An 18,207-nucleotide genomic window follows, 5' to 3' on the forward strand; every position below is an offset into this window, starting at 1 on the left:
TGGTCAGCACCGGCCCTATCGCCGGCCCTGCAAACGCGCCCTCAGCGCTTTTTCTTGTCATACAGCCGCGGCGCACCCTCGGGCCGCGACTTGAAGCGCCGGTGCGCCCACAGATACTGCTCGGGGCACGCGCGCAGCACACCTTCGATCCACTGGTTGATGCGCAGGCAATCGGCCTCTTCGCTTTCACCGGGGAAGTCCTCGAGCGGCGGGTGGATCACCAGACGATAGCCGCTGCCATCCTCCAGGCGCTTCTGGGTGAAGGGGATGACCTGCGCCTTGCCCAGGCGGGCGAACTTGGTGGTGGCGGTGACCGTGGCTGCCGGGATGCCGAACAGCGGCACGAACAGGCTCTGCTTGGCGCCGTAGTCCTGGTCCGGTGCGTACCAGATGGCGCGGCCGGCGCGCAGCAGCTTGAGCATGCCGCGCACGTCCTCGCGCTCCACCGCCAGCGAATCGAGGTTGTGCCGCTCGCGGCCGCTGCGCTGGATGAAGTCGAACAGCGGGTTGCCGTGCTCGCGGTACATGCCGTCGATGGTGTGGGCCTGGCCCAGCAGCGCGGCGCCGATCTCCAGGGTGGTGAAGTGCACCGCCATGAGGATCGCGCCCTGCCCGGCCTGTTGCGCCGCCTGCAGGTGCTCGATGCCCTCGATGTGCGCCAGGCGTGCCAGCCTGGCCTTGGGCCACCACCAGCTCATGGCCATTTCGAAGAAGGCGATGCCGGTGGAGGCGAAGTTCGCCTTCAACAACCGGCGCCGTTCGTCGACGGACAGTTCCGGGAAGCACAGCTCCAGGTTGCGCGCAGCGATGCGCCGACGCTCGCCGGCCACGCGGTACATCAGCGCGCCCAGGGCACTGCCGAGCCACAGCAGGGCCCGGTACGGCAGCTGCACCACCAGCCACAGCAGGCCCAGGCCAAGCCACAGGCCCCAGAACCGTGGGTGCAGGAAATAGGGACGAAAACGCGGGCGTTCCATTGAAGCTTCCGGTAGGACAAAGGCCGAGCATTCTACATCGGATCTGCGCCGGTTGCGGCCAACCGGTCTTATCGTTATAAGTCAGGGCACTTTTTTCGCAACTTGCCGTCTATGCAGACCATGAGCCCAAACCACACACCCGACACCGCCTCCGTGTTCCAGCTCAAGGGCAGCATGCTCGCCATCACTGTGCTGGAACTGGGGCGCAACGACCTGCAAGCCCTCGACCGCCAACTGGCGGCGAAAGTGGCCCAGGCGCCGAACTTCTTCAGCAACACGCCGCTGGTGCTGGCCCTGGACAAGTTGCCGGCCGACGAAGGTGCCATCGACCTGCCCGGGCTGATGCGCATCTGCCGCCACCACGGCCTGCGCACCCTGGCCATCCGCGCCAACCGCATCGAGGACATCGCCGCGGCGATCGCCATCGACCTGCCCGTGCTGCCGCCCTCCGGCGCCCGCGAGCGGCCGCTGGAGCCGGAACCTGAAGTGAAGAAACCCGAACCTGCACCGGCCCCGGCGCCGGTAGGGGAGCCGGAAATCCGCCCGACCCGGATCATCACCGCGCCGGTGCGCGGTGGCCAGCAGATCTACGCCCAGGGTGGCGACCTGGTGGTCACAGCCTCGGTCAGCCCGGGTGCGGAACTTCTCGCCGATGGCAACATCCATGTGTACGGCCCCATGCGCGGCCGCGCCCTGGCCGGCATCAAGGGCAATACCAAGGCCCGTATCTTCTGCCAGCAGATGACGGCCGAAATGGTCTCCATCGCTGGGCAGTACAAGGTCTGCGAGGACCTGCGCCGCGACCCGCTGTGGGGTGCCGGCGTGCAAGTCAGCCTGTCCGGTGATGTGTTGAACATCACCCGTCTTTAACGGATACTTGCCGTCATTTTTAGAGCAACTTTTTTATCTGTTGCCGTTTTTTGCATTTTGCTGGGACACGTGTCCCGACTTATTTAGGGGTGAAACACCTTGGCCAAGATTCTCGTCGTTACTTCCGGCAAGGGGGGTGTGGGCAAGACCACCACCAGCGCCGCCATCGGCACCGGCCTCGCACTGCGCGGCCACAAGACCGTCATCGTCGACTTCGACGTCGGCCTGCGTAACCTCGACCTGATCATGGGCTGCGAACGCCGCGTGGTGTACGACTTCGTCAACGTGGTCAACGGCGAAGCCAACCTGCAACAGGCCCTGATCAAGGACAAGCGCCTCGAGAACCTGTTCGTGCTGGCCGCCAGCCAGACCCGCGACAAGGACGCGCTGACCAAGGAAGGCGTCGAGAAAGTGCTGATGGAGCTCAAGGAGCAGTTCGACTTCGTCGTCTGCGACTCCCCGGCCGGTATCGAAAAAGGTGCTCACCTGGCGATGTACTTCGCCGATGAAGCCATCGTCGTGACCAACCCGGAAGTGTCCTCGGTACGTGACTCCGACCGCATGATCGGCCTGCTGTCGAGCAAGTCGCGTCGCGCAGAGCAAGGCGATGATCCGATCAAGGAACATCTGCTGATCACCCGTTACCACCCGGAGCGGGTCGAGAAAGGCGAAATGCTGGGCGTCGAAGACGTCAAGGAAATCCTCTCGGTCGAGCTGCTGGGTGTCATCCCCGAATCTCAAGCGGTTCTCAAGGCATCCAACCAAGGTATTCCGGTCATCCTCGACGACCAGAGCGATGCTGGCCAGGCGTACAGCGACACTGTCGACCGCCTCCTGGGCAAAGAGAAACCCCTGCGTTTCATCGAAGTGCCGAAGCAAGGATTCTTCGCGCGCCTGTTTGGAGGCAAGTAAACCATGAACCTTTTTGACTTCTTTCGTGGCAGACAGAAACAGACCAGCGCGTCGGTAGCGAAAGAGCGTCTACAGATCATCGTGGCGCATGAGCGCGGCCAGCGCAGCGAGCCGGACTACCTGCCGGCGCTGCAAAAAGAACTGCTCGAAGTGATCCGCAAGTATGTGAACATCGGCAGCGATGATGTGCATATCGAACTGGAAAACCAGGGTAGCTGCTCGATTCTGGAACTGAACATCACCTTGCCGGATCGCTGATCTGGCTGAAGCTGGGGCTGCTTTGCAGCCCTTTCGCGACACAAGGCCGCTCCTACAGGGGACTGCGAATACCTGTAGGAGCGGCCTTGTGTCGCGAAAGGGCCGTACAGCGGCCCCAGTCCGTATTTACAGAGAACCCGCAATGCCGCTGTCGAACGTGCAGATCCTCCATGAAGACGCCGCCATCCTGGTGGTCAACAAGCCGACTCTGCTGCTGTCGGTGCCAGGCCGTGCCGACGACAACAAGGACTGCCTGATCACCCGCCTGCAGGAAAACGGCTACCCGGACGCCCTGATCGTGCACCGCCTGGACTGGGAAACCTCCGGCATCATCCTGCTGGCGCGTGACGCCGACAGCCACCGCGAGCTGTCGCGCCAGTTCCATGACCGCGAAACCGAGAAGGCCTATACCGCCCTGTGCTGGGGCCAGCCGGCGCTGGACAGCGGCAGCATCGATTTGCCGCTGCGCTACGACCCGCCAACCAAGCCGCGCCACGTGGTGGACCATGAACAGGGCAAGCATGCCCTGACCTTCTGGCGCATCGTCGAGCGTTGCGGCGATTACTGCCGGGTCGAGCTGACGCCGATTACCGGGCGTTCGCACCAGTTGCGCGTGCACATGCTGTCGATCGGCCATCCGCTGCTGGGCGACCGCCTGTATGCCAACCCCGAAGCGCTGGCGGCCCACGAGCGGCTGTGCCTGCATGCATCGATGCTGAGCTTTACCCACCCGGTTTCCGGGGAGCGGCTCAAGTTCGAGTGCCCGGCACCGTTCTGAGCCCGCGAAGGGCCCGACACAATTTGTATTCCATCTGCGCTAAACTCGCGCCACTGCTGTCTGGAGTGAGTTATGCGCGAAGCACTGAATACCGGCCTGATCGATTTCCTCAAGGCCTCCCCCACGCCCTTCCATGCCACCGCCAGCCTGGCCCAGCGCCTCGAGGCCGCCGGCTACCAGCGCCTGGACGAGCGTGACAGCTGGGCCACGGTGCCTGGCGGGCGCTACTACGTCACCCGCAACGATTCCTCGATCATCGCCATCAAGCTGGGCAAGCAAGCGCCCCTGCTGAGCGGCATCCGCATGGTCGGCGCACACACCGACAGCCCGTGCCTGCGGGTCAAGCCGCAGCCTGAGCTGCAGCGCCAGGGCTTCCTGCAACTGGGTGTGGAAGTGTACGGCGGTGCCCTGCTGGCGCCGTGGTTCGACCGCGACCTGTCGCTGGCCGGGCGCGTCACCTTCCGCCGTGACGGCAAGGTCGAGAGCCAGCTGATCGACTTCAAGCTGCCGATCGCGATCATCCCCAACCTGGCCATCCACCTGAACCGCACCGCCAACGAAGGCTGGCAGATCAACCCGCAGAACGAACTGCCGCCGATCCTCGCCCAGGTGGCCGGCGACGAGCGCATCGACTTTCGCGCCCTGCTCACCGAGCAGCTGGCCCGCGAGCACGGGCTCAACGCCGACGTGGTGCTGGACTACGAGCTGAGCTTCTACGACACCCAGGACGCCGCCCTGATCGGCCTGAACGGCGACTTCATCGCCGGCGCCCGCCTGGACAACCTGCTGTCGTGCTATGCAGGCCTGCAGGCGCTGCTGGCGGCCGACAGCGACGAAACCTGCGTGCTGGTGTGCAACGACCACGAAGAAGTCGGCAGCTGCTCGGCCTGTGGCGCCGACGGCCCGATGCTGGAGCAGACCCTGCAGCGCCTGCTGCCGGAGGGCGACGCTTACGTGCGCACGATCCAGCGCTCGCTGATGGTGTCGGCCGACAACGCCCACGGCGTGCACCCCAACTACGCCGACAAGCATGACGGCAACCACGGGCCCAAGCTCAACGCAGGCCCAGTGATCAAGGTCAACAACAACCAGCGCTACGCCACCAACAGCGAAACGGCCGGTTTCTTCCGCCACCTGTGCATGGCCGAGGAAGTGCCAGTGCAGAGCTTCGTGGTGCGCAGCGACATGGGTTGCGGCTCGACCATCGGCCCGATCACCGCCAGCCACCTGGGCGTGCGCACCGTCGACATCGGCCTGCCGACCTTTGCCATGCACTCGATTCGCGAACTGTGCGGCAGCCATGACCTGGCGCACCTGGTGAAGGTGTTGACCGCGTTCTACCGCAGCCGCGAATTGCCTTGATCCGGTAGCGCCCAAATCGCCGGCAAGCCGGCTCCCACAGGTACAGCATGCATCGCGCCTGTGGGAGCCGGCTTGCCGGCGATTGGGCCAATGAGCTGCCACGGATCAATCCCGCTTCGCTTCCACCCGCTATGCTTAAGGCATGCCCCCACGCAAAAGGATTGCTGTCCATGTCCCCGTTCCTGTCCCTGTTCGTACCGGTGTTCCTGTTCCTGCTGCTGCTGACCATCGGCTTCAGCATGCGCGAGCGCAACATCGGCGTGCTGATGATGTGGATCGGCACCCTGGGTATCTTCGGCCTCACCTGCTGGAAGATCCTTGAGAAACTCCCCACATAAACCTCTACACTCGGTCAATCGTTTGACCTGAGGTAGATTTCCCGGTGCCTGCACTCCTGCGTTGCCTTGCCCTGCTGCTGTTCATCGCCCTTTCCCCGGCCCAGGCGGCGGGGCTGCCGAGCCTGCTCGGCTCCAGTACCCCCGCCCAGCCCGAGGCCACCGAGCCCCTGGGCAAGTCGCTGGACGAGGTGATCAAGAACCTGGAAAACGACCAGCAACGGGCCAAGCTGCTGGCCGACCTGAAAAAGCTGCGCGATGCCACCAAGCAATCGCAACCGGCCGCCGAGCAAGGCGTGCTGGGCCTGATCGGCGGGGCGTTGCATGACCTGGAGAAGCAGTTCAGCGGCGACGCCAGCCCGTTCAACCGCTGGTCGCAGGAAATCGACCAGGCCCAGGCCGAACTCAGCGAACTGATCGTGCCCGTGCACCAGTGGCCGGCGATTCTCTTCGGCTTTGCCGCCATCATCGCCGTCTGGAGCCTGCTGGCCTACGCCTTCAACTGGATCGGCCACCGCGTGCGGGTGCGCTTCGGCCTGACCGAAGAACTGCCCCAGCACCCGCGCACCTGGGACCTGGTGCGCTTCGCCCTGCGCAAGCTCGGGCCGTGGCTGGTGGCGCTGGTGTTCACCGTGTACCTGAGCTTTGCCCTGCCCTCCTCGCTGGGCAAGTCGATGGCCATGGTGCTGGCCTATGCGCTGGTGGTGGGCACCTGCTTCTCGGCCATCTGCGTGATCGCCTTCTCCCTGCTCGATGGCCCGCACCGCCACCGCGCCTTGTACATCCTGCGCCACCAGGCGTTCCGCCCGCTGTGGCTGATCGGCAGTTTCGCCGCCTTTGGCGAGGCGATGAGCGACCCGCGCATGACCGTGGCCCTGGGCACGCACCTGGCGCATGCCCTGGCGACCCTGGCCAACGTCATCGCCGCGGTGTGCACGGGGCTGTTCATCCTGCGTTTTCGCCGCCCGATCGCCCACCTGATCCGCAACCAGCCCCTGGACCGGCGCCTGACCCGGCGCACCCTGAGCGACACCATCGAACTGCTCGGCAGCTTCTGGTTCGTGCCGCCGCTGATCCTGGTGGCGATTTCGCTGATCGCCACCTTCATTTCCGCCGGCGACACCAGCACCGCCCTGCGCCAGTCGCTGATGTGCACGGTGCTGGTGGTGGTGTGCATGGTGCTCAACGGCCTGGTGCGCCGCCACGCCGCCAACCCCAAGCGCGCCAACAAGCGCCAGGCGGTGTACACCGAACGCCTGCGCAACTTCGCCTATGCCCTGCTGCACCTGGGCATCTGGCTGCTGTTCATCGAACTGGGGCTGCGGGTGTGGGGCCTGTCGATGGTCGGCTTCGCCGAAGGCGACGGGCATGAGGTGAGCATGCGCCTGGCGGGGCTGGCTGGCACGCTGATCGCCGCGTGGCTGGTGTGGATCCTCGCCGACACGGCGGTGCACCACGCCCTGGTGCGCTCGCGCCGCGGCCTGGCCAACGCCCGCGCGCAAACCATGATGCCGCTGATCCGCAACGTGATGTTCGTGGCCATCTTCATCATCGCGGTGATCGTCGCCCTGGCCAACATGGGCATGAACGTCACGCCGCTGCTGGCCGGTGCCGGTGTGATCGGCCTGGCCATCGGCTTTGGCGCACAGTCGCTGGTAGCCGACCTGATCACCGGCCTGTTCATCATCATCGAGGACTCGCTGGCCATCGACGACTACGTCGATGTCGGCGGCCACCTGGGCACGGTCGAGGGCCTGACCATCCGCACCGTGCGCCTGCGCGACATCGACGGCATCGTGCACACCATCCCGTTCAGCGAAATCAAGAGCATCAAGAACTACTCGCGCGAGTTCGGCTATGCGATCTTCCGCGTGGCGATCCCGCACAGCATGAACATCGACCAGGCCATCACGCTGATCCGCGAGGTGGGGCAGAAGCTGCGTACCGACCCGCTGATGCGCCGCAACATCTGGTCGCCGCTGGAGCTGCAGGGGGTGGAAAGCTTCGAGTCGGGCTCGGCGATCCTGCGGGCGCGGTTCAAGACGGCGCCGATCAAGCAGTGGGAAGTGTCGAGGGCGTTCAACCTGGCGTTGAAGCGCCAGCTCGATGAGGCGGGGCTGGACCTGGCGACGCCGCGGCTGTCGGTGCAGGTGGTGACCGCCGGGGGTGGCGGGATGACAGAAGCCGGTTCGTCCAGTTAGGTCCCAATCGCCGGCAAGCCGGCTGCCACAAGCTGTGGGAGCCGGCTTGCCGGCGATTGGGCTGCAAAGCAGCCCTACCCCGCCTGGGCACGAATGCAGATCGCATCATGGCGCCAATACTCCAGGTCGCAGTCGATCAGGTGGCCATGCTGGTCACTGTTGACCCGGGTGATGTGCAGCCCCGGGCTGCCCGCCGACACCTTCAAGGCCGCCGCCGCGTCCACCGGCAAGGCGGTGGGCAGGATCTCGAAGCGCACCTGCCCATATTCGATGCCATACACCCGCCCATAAATCTCGGTCAGTGACTGCGCCAGGTCCTGGTCGAGAATCCCCGGGAAGTAGCGCGGGTTGAGGTAGTGCTCGGCATACAGCACCGCCCGCCCATCGATCCGCCGCAACCGGCAGATTCGCACCACGCTGGACAACGCCGGCAGGCACAGGCGCGCGCAGATGGCCGCCGGGGCCGGCTGCAGGCGTGCCGACAGCAGTTCGGTGGTGGGTTGGCGGCCCTGGTCGCGCACCATCGCATGGAAATGGCTGCGTTCGATCAGGTCGTAGGTCAGCCGCTGCGGGGCGACGAACCAGCCGCGCCGTTCCTCACGATAGATCAGCCCCTGGGCCTCCAACTGCACCAATGCCTCGCGCAGGGTGATGCGGGTGGTGTCGAACACCTCGCTGAGCTTGCGCTCGGCCGGCAATTTGCCGCCCGGCGCCAGCAGGCCATGCTCGATCTGCTCCTGCAGGGCATGGCAGATGGCTGTTACCGCACGCGGTGGCATCGACTGCATCAAAGGTTACCTATCTGGACTAGTCCAGCCCCAAAACAGGGCATCTGGAGAATAGTGCAAGCCTAGGCACGGCTGATGAACATCCTGTGACAAGGCCTTGGCCAAGGCCCTGCCAGAAGCGCGCCAAGCCCGCAAATTCAAGGGTGTGAACTGGTCTACGCTGTACCTTCAGGCAACCGTGGCCGGCCGCGGCAAGGGCCTCTTACATCAAACTGTCACGCAAGCGGCCTACCTTGGCGCAAGGTTTGCTGACCTAGACCAACGGTTTCCAGCAACGGTTACATGCACGACCACGATCGCTTAAGGCACCCACCCAAGGAGCTTCGGATGAAAAAGTTCTTCATGGCGTCACTGCTCGGTTCTGCTATTGCCCTGTGTACCTCGGCCATGGCCGCAGGCCCTGACCTCACCACCCTGGAAGCCGCCGCCAAGAAAGAAGGCCAAGTCAACAGCGTGGGCATGCCCGATGCCTGGGCCAACTGGAAAGGCACCTGGGAAGATCTGGCCAGCAAATACGGCCTCAAGCACACCGACACCGACATGAGCTCGGCCCAGGAAATCGCCAAGTTCGACGCCGAGAAAGACAACGCCAGCGCCGATATCGGTGACGTCGGCGCAGCCTTCGGGCCGATCGCCGTGACCAAGGGCGTGAGCCAGCCGTACAAGCCGAGCACCTGGGACCAGGTGCCGGAGTGGGCCAAGGACAAGGACGGCCACTGGGCGCTGGCCTATACCGGCACCATCGCCTTCATCATCAACAAGGACCTGGTCAAGGAAGATCAACGGCCCAAGTCCTGGCACGACCTGGAAAAAGGCAAGTACAAGGTCGCCATCGGCGACGTCAGCACTGCCGCCCAGGCGGCCAACGGCGTGCTCGCCGCCGCGATTGCCTACAAAGGCGACGAAACCAATATCGCACCGGGCCTGCAGCTGTTCACCAAGCTGGCCCAGCAGAAGCGCCTGTCGCTGGCCAACCCGACCATCCAGACCCTGGAAAAGGGCGAAGTGGAGGTCGGCGTGGTGTGGGACTTCAACGGCCTGAGCTACCGTGAACAGATCGACCCCAAGCGCTTCGAAGTGCTGATCCCATCCGATGGCACGGTGATGTCCGGCTATACCACCATCATCAACAAGTACGCCAAGCACCCCAATGCGGCCAAGCTTGCCCGCGAATACATCTTCAGCGATGCCGGGCAGATCAACCTGGCCAAGGGCCACGCCCGGCCGATTCGCGCCGAGCACCTGAAGCTGCCGGAGGATGTGCAGGCCAAGCTGCTGCCTAACGAGCAGTACAGCGCTGCGCAGCCGATCAAGAATGCCGAGGCGTGGGAAAAGACCTCCAAGGAACTGCCGCAGAAGTGGCAGGAGCAAGTGATCATCGAGATGGAGTGAGGGCCTGGTTTTTCTAGTGCCTGAAGCGGCCTCATCGCCGGCAAGCCGGCGATGAGGGCAACACAGTTATTGACTGGAGCCAACATGCAACACAACGTCATCCTGGTCCTGCTCGACGGCCTCAACCACCAGGTAGCCCACCACGCCATGGGCCACCTGCATGCCTATGTCGAAGCCGACCGCGCCGCGCTGTACCGCGTGGAATGCGAGCTGCCTTCGCTGTCGCGCCCCCTGTACGAATGCATCCTCACCGGCGTGCCGCCGATCGACAGCGGCATCGTGCACAACAACGTCAACCGCCTGTCCACCCAGCGCAGCGTGTTCCACTACGCCCGCGAAGCGGGCCTGGGCACTGCGGCGGCGGCCTATCACTGGATGAGCGAGCTGTACAACCGCTCGCCCTTCGACCCGCTGCGCGACCGCCACACCCACGCGCCGAAGCTGCCGATCCAGCATGGCCTGTTCTACTGGGCCGACCACTACCCCGATTCGCACCTGCTGGCCGACGCCGAATACCTGCGCCGGCGCCATGCGCCGAACTTCCTGCTGGTGCACCCGATGAACATCGACGACGCCGGCCACCGCCACGGCCTGGACAGCAGCCAGTACCGCAACGCCGCGCGCAGCGCCGACATCCTCCTGGCCGACTACCTGCCGCGCTGGCTCGAAGAGGGCTACCAGGTGCTGGTGACCGCCGACCATGGCATGAACAACGACCGCTCGCACAACGGCCTGCTGGCCGAGGAACGCGAAGTGCCGCTGTTCGTGTTCGGCGATGCGTTCAGCCTGGACCCGGCCGCCAAGCCGCTGCAGACCGAGTTGTGCGGCACCATCTGCGAACTGCTCGGCGCCGCCCACGACAAGACCGTGTGCCGGGAGCTGCTCAAGTGACTGCCGCCAAACGCAGCCGCGCCAGTGGCCGCTACCTGGCCCTGCTGTGCCTGCTGCCCTTCGCCGTGTTTTTCATCGTCTTCCAGATCGCCCCGCTGGCCTGGGTGGCGATCAACAGCGTGCAGTCAGAGGCGGGCTGGGGCCTGGACAACTTCAGCAAGATCTTCGCCTCCAAGTTCTACCTGCAGGCGCTGCAACGCAGCCTGGAGATCAGCTTCTGGTCGAGCCTGTTCGGCATCGTCATCGCCACCCTCGGCGCCTATTCGCTGCGCCAGGTGGACTCGCGCCTGCGCGACTTCGTCAGCGCCTTCGCCAACATGACCAGCAACTTCGCCGGCGTGCCGCTGGCCTTCGCCTTCATCATCCTGCTCGGCTTCAACGGCGCGCTGACCCTGCTGCTCAAGCAGATGGGGCTGCTCGAAGACTTCAGCATCTACTCCAAGAGCGGCCTGATCCTGGTGTACACCTACTTCCAGATCCCGCTCGGCGTGCTGCTGCTCTACCCGGCCTTCGACGCGCTGCGCGAAGACTGGCGCGAGTCGGCCGCGCTGCTCGGCGCCAACCACTGGCAGTACTGGCGGCATATCGGCCTGCCGGTGCTGACCCCAGCGCTGCTCGGCACCTTCGTCATCCTCCTGGCCAATGCCCTGGGCGCCTACGCCACGGTGTATGCACTGACCACCGGCAACTTCAACGTGCTGCCCATCCGCATCGCAGGCCTGGTGGCCGGTGACATCAGCCTCGACCCGAACCTTGCCAGCGCCCTGGCCATGGTGCTGGTGGGCTTGATGACACTGGTCACGGTGGTGCACCAGTGGCTGCTCAAGAGGAGCTACCATGCGCGCTGAAAAAAACGCCGCCGGGCTGTACCACCGGCTGATGGTGTACCTGCTGTTTCTGATTTTGCTGCTGCCACTTGCCGGCACTCTGCTCTACTCGCTGGCCACCAGCTGGTCGGCGAGCCTCTTGCCCAGCGGCCTGACCTTCAAGTGGTACCTGGCGCTGTGGAGCGAGCCGCGCTTTCTCGCCGCCTTCGGCCAGTCGCTGCTGGTGTGCGTCGGCGCCCTGCTGCTGTCGGTGGTGCTGATCCTGCCGCTGCTGTTCGTGGTGCACTACCACTTCCCGCGCCTCGACGCGCTGATGAACATCCTCATCCTGCTGCCCTTCGCGGTGCCGCCGGTGGTGTCGTCGGTGGGCCTGCTGCAGCTCTATGGCAGCGGGCCGATGGCCATGGTCGGCACGCCGTGGATCCTCATCGGCTGCTACTTCACCATCGCCCTGCCGTTCATGTACCGGGCGATCACCAACAACCTGCAGGCGATCAACCTGCGCGACCTGATGGACGCCGCCCAACTGCTGGGCGCCAGCACCTGGCAGGCGGCGTTTCTGGTGGTGCTGCCGAACCTGCGCAAGGGGCTGATGGTCGCCCTGCTGCTGTCGTTCTCGTTCCTGTTCGGCGAATTCGTGTTCGCCAACCTGCTGGTCGGCACCCGCTACGAGACCCTGCAGGTGTACCTGAACAACATGCGCAACAGCAGCGGCCACTTCAACAGCGCCCTGGTGATCTCGTACTTCGCCTTCGTGCTGGTGCTGACCTGGGTCGCCAACCGCTTGAACAAGGACAAGACCTGACATGAGCTTCGTCAGCGTACAGAAACTGCACAAAAGCTATGGCGGCACCCCGGTGTTCGAGCACATCGACTGCCAGATCGAACGCGGCGAATTCGTCACCCTGCTCGGCCCGTCCGGCTGCGGCAAGTCGACCCTGCTGCGCTGCATCGCCGGGCTGACCCCGGTGGACGGCGGGCAGATCCTGCTCGATGGCCAGGACATCGTGCCGCTGAGCCCGCAAAAGCGCGGCATCGGCATGGTGTTCCAGAGCTATGCGCTGTTCCCCAACATGACCGTGGAGCAGAACGTCGCGTTCGGCCTGCGCATGCAGAAGGTCAAGGCCGACGAGAGCCACAGCCGCGTGCGCGAGGCCCTGGCGCTGGTGGAGCTGGGCAGTTTCGCCGGGCGCTACCCGCACCAGCTGTCGGGCGGCCAGTGCCAGCGTGTGGCCCTGGCCCGCTCGCTGGTCACCCGGCCCCGCCTGCTGCTGCTCGACGAGCCGCTGTCGGCGCTCGATGCGCGCATCCGCAAGCACCTGCGCGAGCAGATTCGCGCCATCCAGCGCGAACTGGGGCTGACCACCATCTTCGTCACCCACGACCAGGAAGAAGCGCTGACCCTGTCCGACCGCATCTTCCTGATGAACCAGGGCCGCATCGTCCAGAGCGGCGATGCCGAAACCCTCTACACTGCCCCCGTCGACCTGTTCGCCGCGGGCTTCATCGGCAACTACAACCTGCTCGACCCGGACAGCGCCAGCCGCCTGTTGCAGCGCCCGGTGGCCAGCCGCCTGGCGATCCGGCCAGAGTCGATCACCCTTGGCCTGGATGGCGAGCGCGACGGCGAAGTGCGCAGCCACAGCCTGCTTGGCAACGTGATCCGCTACCGGGTGCGGGTGCGCGAGGTGGAGCTGGTGGTCGATGTGCTCAATCGCTCGCCTGCGGACCTGCACCCGGACGGGCAGCGGGTATCCTTGTCGATCGACCCCACCGCGCTACGGGAAGTGGCCTAAGGAGAATCACACATGGCACTGGCAATTTTCGATCTGGACGAAACCCTGATCCACGGTGACTGCGCGTCGCTGTGGAGCGAGCAGATGGCGCGGCTGGGCTGGGTCGACGGCAAGGACTTCCTGCGCCGCGACCATGAGCTGATGGAGGCCTACGGCAAGGGTCACCTGCGCATGGAGGACTACATGGCCTTCAGCCTGGAGCCGATTGCCGGGCGTACGCTGGAGGAAGTCGAGCACCTGGTGGAACCCTGGGTCGAGGATGTGATCGAGCCGATCATCTATGGCGACGCCTGCCGCTGCATTGCCGAGCACCGCAAGCGTGGCGACCGGATCCTGATCATTTCCGCTTCGGGCACGCACCTGGTGGGGCCGATTGCGGCGCGCCTGGGGGTGGACGAGTACCTGGCGATCGAGCTGGAGGCGGTGAACGGGGTGTACACCGGCAAGACCCATGGGGTGCTGACCTACCGCGAAGGCAAGATCACCCGCTTGCTGGAGTGGCTGGATCAGGAGCAGGAGAATCTGGAGGGGGCAAGCTTCTATTCGGATTCGCGCAATGACTTGCCGTTGCTGCTGAAGGTGGACTACCCGCATGTGGTCAATCCTGACCCTGTACTGAGGGAGCATGCAGAGGTCAATGGTTGGCCTATCTTGAGCTGGGCTTGAGGGCCATGGGGGCGCTTTGCGCCCCTTTCGCGACACAAGGCCGCTCCTACAGGTGAATTCATATCCCCTGTAGGAGCGGCCTTGTGTCGCGAAAGGGCTGCAAAGCAGCCCCCAGCAATCTCACCCCAAGCTAGGGTCGATGACCATCACCAGCTTGCCCGACACCTGGTTGCTCTCAAGCTCGGCATACGCCGCCTGGGCAAACTCCACCGGGTAGGTGTCCACCAGCTGCGGCGACAGGCGCCCTTCGCTGAACAGCGGCCACACCTGCTGCTGCAGCTCGCGCAGCAGCTCGGCCTTGAACCCGTCGTCGCGGTTGCGCAGCGTCGAGCCGGTGATTTCCAGGCGCTTGCCCAGCACCTGCGCCAGGTCCAGCTCGAACTTGCGCCCGCCCATCAGGCCAATGATGACCCAACGCCCATCACGGGCCAGCAGCTTGAGGTTGAGCGGGCCATAGCTGGCGCCCACCGGGTCGAGGATCACGTCGAACGGGCCGAACCCTTCGAGCGCCTCGAGGTTCTCGTTGCGCACCACACCGCCGGCCGCCCCCAGGTCCTGGCAGTAGGCCAGGCGGTCCTGCGAGCCGACGCTGACATACACCGGGTTGCCAAAGGCCTTGCACAGCTGGATCGCCGCCGAGCCGACGCCGCTGGCGCCCGCGTGCACCAGCACCTTCTCGCCCGCCTTCAGCGCGCCCAGCTGGAAGATGTTCAACCACGCCGTGGCATACACCTCGGGCAGCGCCGCCGCTTCCTGCAGGCTCAGGCCCTCGGGCACCGGCAGCACATGGCGTGCATCCACCACCACTTCCTCGGCCATGGCGCCACTGGCCAGCAGTGCGCACACGCGGTCGCCCACGCGCCAGTCGGCACCGGCGCCGACTTCCGCGATCACCCCGGCGCACTCCAGGCCCATGTACGGGCTGGCGCCTGGAGGTGGCGGATAGAGGCCCTTCATCTGCAGCAGATCAGCGCGGTTCAACCCCGCTGCAGCCACCCGAATGCGTACCTGGCCGGCGTCACAGGCCGGGCGTTCGGCCTCGACCCAGGCCACATGTCCGTCTTCGCCTTGCAATGCTTTCACAGTGCCTCCATAGTTGAATCATGACTGAGCCTGGGGAACGCTTGCCCCAGGCTTTTTGCAGTATTTGTCCGGCTCCATGGAACCGGCAACGGAAAAGACGGCCTACTATGCGTGATCAATTGCCTCCACGTCGAATCAGCATGAAGCATTTCCTCCCAAGCACCGCCCTGGCCATGATGATCGGCCTGGGCAGCCTCACGCTCGGCGGCAATGCGGCGGCCGCCAACAAGTGGGACAGCCTGCAGCCCGACCGTGACGAAATCGTCGCCAGCCTCAACGTGGTGGAGCTGCTCAAGCGCCACCATTACAGCAAGCCACCGCTCGATGACGCCCGCTCGGTGATCATCTACGACAGCTACATCAAGCTGCTCGACCCAGCGCGCAGCTACTTCACCGCGGCCGACATCGCCGAGTTCGACAAGTGGAAGACGCAGTTCGACGACTTCCTCAAGAGCGGCAACCTCGACCCCGGCTTCACCATCTACAAGCGCTACCTCGACCGGGTCAAGCAGCGCCTGGACTTCGCCCTGGCCGAGCTGGACAAGGGCGTCGACAAGATGGACTTCACCACCCACGAGACCTTGCTGATCGACCGCAAGGACGCGCCATGGATGAAGGACCAGGCCGAGCTCGACGACCTGTGGCGCAAACGCGTCAAGGACGAAGTGCTGCGCCAGAAGCTCGCCGGCAAAGAGCCCAAGCAGATCCAGGAAACCCTGACCAAGCGCTACAAGAACCAACTGGCGCGCCTGGACCAGACCCGTGCCGAGGACATCTTCCAGGCCTACATCAACACCTTCGCCCAGTCCTACGACCCGCACACCAACTACCTGTCGCCGGATAACGCCGAGAACTTCGACATCAACATGAGCCTGTCGCTCGAAGGCATCGGCGCGGTGCTGCAGAGCGACAACGACCAGGTCAAGATCGTGCGCCTGGTGCCGGCCGGCCCTGCCGCCAAGACCAAGCAGGTGGCCACCGCCGACAAGATCATCGGCGTCGCCCAGGGCAACAAGGAAATGGTCGACGTGGTTGGCTGGCGCCTGGACGAAGTGGTCAAGCTGATCCGCGGCCCGAAAGGCTCGGTGGTGCGCCTGGAGATCATTCCGGCGAGCAATGCGCCGAGCGACCAGACCACCAAGATCGTTTCCATCACCCGTGAAGCGGTCAAGCTCGAAGAGCAGGCGGCGAAGAAGTCGGTGCTCAAGCTCAAGCAGGATGGCCGCGACTACAAGCTGGGCATCATCGAGATCCCGGCCTTCTACCTGGACTTCAAGGCCTACCGTGCCGGCGATCCCGAGTACAAGAGCACCACGCGCGACGTGAAGAAACTGCTCACCGAGCTGCAGAAGGAAAAAGTCGACGGCGTGGTCATCGACCTGCGCAACAACGGCGGCGGTTCCCTGCAGGAAGCCACCGAGCTGACCAGCCTGTTCATCGAGAAAGGCCCGACCGTGCTGGTGCGCAACAGCGATGGCCGCGTCGACGTGCTCGAAGACGAAAACCCTGGCGCCTTCTACAAAGGCCCGCTGGCGCTGCTGGTCAACCGCCTCTCGGCCTCGGCCTCGGAGATCTTCGCCGGCGCCATGCAGGACTACCACCGTGCGCTGATCATCGGTGGCCAGACCTTCGGCAAAGGCACCGTGCAGACCATCCAGCCGCTCAACCATGGCGAGCTGAAACTGACCCTGGCCAAGTTCTACCGGGTTTCCGGGCAGAGCACCCAGCACCAGGGCGTGCTGCCGGACATCGATTACCCGTCGATCATCGACACCAAGGAAATCGGCGAAAGCGCCCTGCCCGAAGCCATGCCATGGGACACCATCCGCCCGGTGGTCAAGCCTGCGGCCGACCCGTTCAAGCCGTTCCTGGCCCAGCTCAAGGCGCAGCATGAAGCGCGCAGCGACAAGGATGCAGAGTTCACCTACATCCGCGACCGCCTGGCGCTGACCCAGAAGCTGATGAACGAGAAGACCGTCAGCCTCAACGAGCAGGATCGCCGCGCACGCCACGACGAGATCGAGGCCAAGCAGCTGGCGCTGGAAAACACCCGCCGCAAGGCCAAGGGTGAAGAGCCGCTCAAGGAGCTGAAGAAAGAGGACGAAGACGCCCTGCCGGCCGAAGATGAGAACACCAAACCGGAGGACGACGCGTACCTGTCGGAGACCGGGCGTATCCTCATCGACTACCTGAGTGCCAGCACCAAGGTGGCCAAGAAGTAAGGGTTGAGTCATGAAAAAGGGGCCAGGCATGTAAATGCCTGGCCCCTTTTTTTATGCCCGGCGAGCTCGCGCTCAGGCAATTTCCGGATAGCAGTATTCGAACACCCTGACCACCTCGGAGGCATGCCAGGACGCCGCCTCCATGCCATCCACCGGCCCGGAGAAGCGCCCCAGGCGCTCGACGCATTCGAAGAAGCCGGTGCGCGGCAGGCGGCTGGCGCCCTGGCTGATCACCAGCGAGCTGCGCAGCGGCTGCTCGGCGCGGGCATCGAGCACGGCCAGGTACTCCAGCGCCGCGGTCAGCGTCTGCATAGCGGGGCTTGGCAGTTGCAGGCGCTCGATCAGCGCCCGGTAGGTCAGCAAATGGCGTTGTCGTCGGGCCAGGTCAAGCTCATCCAGCAGGCTTTGCCAGTGCTGGCGGCTGATCCTGACCTGGCTCATGACGGCTCGCTCCAGCCGGCGACGCCCAAGTGCCAGGCCAGGGCCCGGCGAATCGCCGCATCCGGCTGGCGTTCGCCGGATTCGATCATGGCCAGGTAGGCCGGGCTGACACCCACATTGCGCGCCAGCTGCTCGGCGGCAATGCCTTTGCCCTGGCGGATCTGCCCGACCTCACTGAATGCAGGCAGGCTGACACTCGCCGCCGGTTGCTCTTGTACGGCTGACACCGCTTCGGCAGGTGCCTGGCCGGCTGCCTTGAGCAGCGCCTGGTACTGCTCCCAGGGAACGACGGCGTACTCGGGCTGACCGTCCCGGCTAATGACCTGAATACCCATTACAACCCCCTTACGTAGGACTACCGCATGTAATCCGTAGGCATAACCCTTATGCCAATTATATTACCAAGTG

The 18,207-nt window shown here is 64.7% G+C and carries 19 protein-coding genes; 14 read left to right on the plus strand and 5 right to left on the minus strand.

Annotated features, from left to right (window positions below):
• Window positions 1–41: 41 nt before the first annotated feature.
• The gene (locus tag ACIPG5_RS15230; protein ID WP_176517214.1) at window positions 42–977 is read right to left on the minus strand and encodes a lipid A biosynthesis lauroyl acyltransferase; all 936 of its coding nucleotides are present in this window, start codon (window positions 975–977) and stop codon (window positions 42–44) included.
• A gap of 111 nt (window positions 978–1,088) precedes the next feature.
• Between ACIPG5_RS15230 and minC the strand changes: the two genes are divergently transcribed.
• The 7 genes from minC to ACIPG5_RS15265 all read left to right on the plus strand — a co-directional run bounded on the left by minC (window position 1,089) and on the right by ACIPG5_RS15265 (window position 7,693).
• Window positions 1,089–1,847 carry a septum site-determining protein MinC gene (minC, locus tag ACIPG5_RS15235; protein ID WP_401376067.1) on the plus strand — a complete coding sequence of 253 codons (759 nt, stop codon included), beginning with the start codon at window positions 1,089–1,091 and terminating at the stop codon, window positions 1,845–1,847.
• Between the two features lie 99 nt (window positions 1,848–1,946).
• On the plus strand, window positions 1,947–2,759 hold the full coding sequence (gene minD / locus ACIPG5_RS15240) for a septum site-determining protein MinD (protein ID WP_176517212.1): 813 nt from the start codon (window positions 1,947–1,949) through the stop codon (window positions 2,757–2,759).
• Window positions 2,760–2,762: 3 nt separating this feature from the next.
• Window positions 2,763–3,017 carry a cell division topological specificity factor MinE gene (gene minE / locus ACIPG5_RS15245; RefSeq protein ID WP_012313197.1) on the plus strand — a complete coding sequence of 85 codons (255 nt, stop codon included), beginning with the start codon at window positions 2,763–2,765 and terminating at the stop codon, window positions 3,015–3,017.
• Window positions 3,018–3,159: 142 nt separating this feature from the next.
• Window positions 3,160–3,795: an RluA family pseudouridine synthase gene (locus ACIPG5_RS15250; RefSeq protein WP_176517910.1), complete on the plus strand. Its 636-nt coding sequence runs from the start codon at window positions 3,160–3,162 to the stop codon at window positions 3,793–3,795.
• 72 nt (window positions 3,796–3,867) lie between these two features.
• Complete coding sequence (locus ACIPG5_RS15255) at window positions 3,868–5,157, plus strand: M18 family aminopeptidase (RefSeq protein ID WP_176517911.1); 1,290 nt, start codon at window positions 3,868–3,870, stop codon at window positions 5,155–5,157.
• A 170-nt stretch (window positions 5,158–5,327) separates the two neighbouring features.
• Window positions 5,328–5,495 (plus strand): hypothetical protein, encoded by a 168-nt coding sequence (locus tag ACIPG5_RS15260; protein WP_012271002.1) that lies wholly within the window; start codon window positions 5,328–5,330, stop codon window positions 5,493–5,495.
• Between the two features lie 44 nt (window positions 5,496–5,539).
• Window positions 5,540–7,693 (plus strand): mechanosensitive ion channel family protein, encoded by a 2,154-nt coding sequence (locus ACIPG5_RS15265; RefSeq protein ID WP_176517912.1) that lies wholly within the window; start codon window positions 5,540–5,542, stop codon window positions 7,691–7,693.
• A gap of 74 nt (window positions 7,694–7,767) precedes the next feature.
• Here ACIPG5_RS15265 and ACIPG5_RS15270 read toward each other — a convergent pair whose 3' ends face one another.
• Entirely contained in the window at window positions 7,768–8,481 is a 714-nt protein-coding gene (locus ACIPG5_RS15270) for a UTRA domain-containing protein (protein ID WP_176517913.1), read from the minus strand.
• Window positions 8,482–8,808: 327 nt separating this feature from the next.
• On the opposite strand from ACIPG5_RS15270, the gene ACIPG5_RS15275 reads away from it, so the two are divergent.
• The 6 genes from ACIPG5_RS15275 to ACIPG5_RS15300 all read left to right on the plus strand — a co-directional run bounded on the left by ACIPG5_RS15275 (window position 8,809) and on the right by ACIPG5_RS15300 (window position 14,053).
• Window positions 8,809–9,873, plus strand: coding sequence for an ABC transporter substrate-binding protein (locus ACIPG5_RS15275; protein WP_401376072.1), 1,065 nt, complete (start codon window positions 8,809–8,811; stop codon window positions 9,871–9,873).
• An 84-nt stretch (window positions 9,874–9,957) separates the two neighbouring features.
• Window positions 9,958–10,764, plus strand: a complete 807-nt coding sequence (locus tag ACIPG5_RS15280; protein WP_176517915.1) for an alkaline phosphatase family protein — start codon at window positions 9,958–9,960, stop codon at window positions 10,762–10,764.
• Window positions 10,761–11,612 (plus strand): ABC transporter permease subunit, encoded by an 852-nt coding sequence (locus ACIPG5_RS15285; RefSeq protein WP_286914235.1) that lies wholly within the window; start codon window positions 10,761–10,763, stop codon window positions 11,610–11,612. Before ACIPG5_RS15280 ends, ACIPG5_RS15285 begins: the two co-directional genes overlap by 4 nt.
• A complete protein-coding gene (locus ACIPG5_RS15290; protein WP_176517917.1) occupies window positions 11,602–12,396 on the plus strand; it encodes an ABC transporter permease in 795 nt (264 codons plus the stop codon). Before ACIPG5_RS15285 ends, ACIPG5_RS15290 begins: the two co-directional genes overlap by 11 nt.
• Before the next feature lies 1 nt (window position 12,397).
• On the plus strand, window positions 12,398–13,387 hold the full coding sequence (locus tag ACIPG5_RS15295; RefSeq protein ID WP_176517918.1) for an ABC transporter ATP-binding protein: 990 nt from the start codon (window positions 12,398–12,400) through the stop codon (window positions 13,385–13,387).
• Between the two features lie 12 nt (window positions 13,388–13,399).
• Entirely contained in the window at window positions 13,400–14,053 is a 654-nt protein-coding gene (locus tag ACIPG5_RS15300) for an HAD family phosphatase (protein ID WP_176517919.1), read from the plus strand.
• A gap of 120 nt (window positions 14,054–14,173) precedes the next feature.
• Here ACIPG5_RS15300 and ACIPG5_RS15305 read toward each other — a convergent pair whose 3' ends face one another.
• Complete coding sequence (locus tag ACIPG5_RS15305) at window positions 14,174–15,136, minus strand: NAD(P)H-quinone oxidoreductase (protein ID WP_176517920.1); 963 nt, start codon at window positions 15,134–15,136, stop codon at window positions 14,174–14,176.
• Window positions 15,137–15,276: 140 nt separating this feature from the next.
• On the opposite strand from ACIPG5_RS15305, the gene ACIPG5_RS15310 reads away from it, so the two are divergent.
• Entirely contained in the window at window positions 15,277–17,358 is a 2,082-nt protein-coding gene (locus ACIPG5_RS15310; RefSeq protein WP_176517921.1) for a carboxy terminal-processing peptidase, read from the plus strand.
• A gap of 72 nt (window positions 17,359–17,430) precedes the next feature.
• Here the strand turns inward: ACIPG5_RS15310 and ACIPG5_RS15315 are convergent, their stop codons facing one another.
• Together ACIPG5_RS15315 and ACIPG5_RS15320 are read right to left on the minus strand one after the other, a co-directional pair.
• The gene (locus ACIPG5_RS15315; protein ID WP_176517922.1) at window positions 17,431–17,799 is read right to left on the minus strand and encodes a hypothetical protein; all 369 of its coding nucleotides are present in this window, start codon (window positions 17,797–17,799) and stop codon (window positions 17,431–17,433) included.
• Window positions 17,796–18,134 (minus strand): helix-turn-helix transcriptional regulator, encoded by a 339-nt coding sequence (locus ACIPG5_RS15320; protein ID WP_176517923.1) that lies wholly within the window; start codon window positions 18,132–18,134, stop codon window positions 17,796–17,798. The genes ACIPG5_RS15315 and ACIPG5_RS15320 overlap by 4 nt, the downstream gene beginning before the upstream one ends.
• Window positions 18,135–18,207 lie beyond the last annotated feature (73 nt).

Origin of the sequence: Pseudomonas sp. NPDC087029 (assembly GCF_044745345.1) — a bacterium.
Taxonomy (GTDB): domain Bacteria; phylum Pseudomonadota; class Gammaproteobacteria; order Pseudomonadales; family Pseudomonadaceae; genus Aquipseudomonas; species Aquipseudomonas faucium.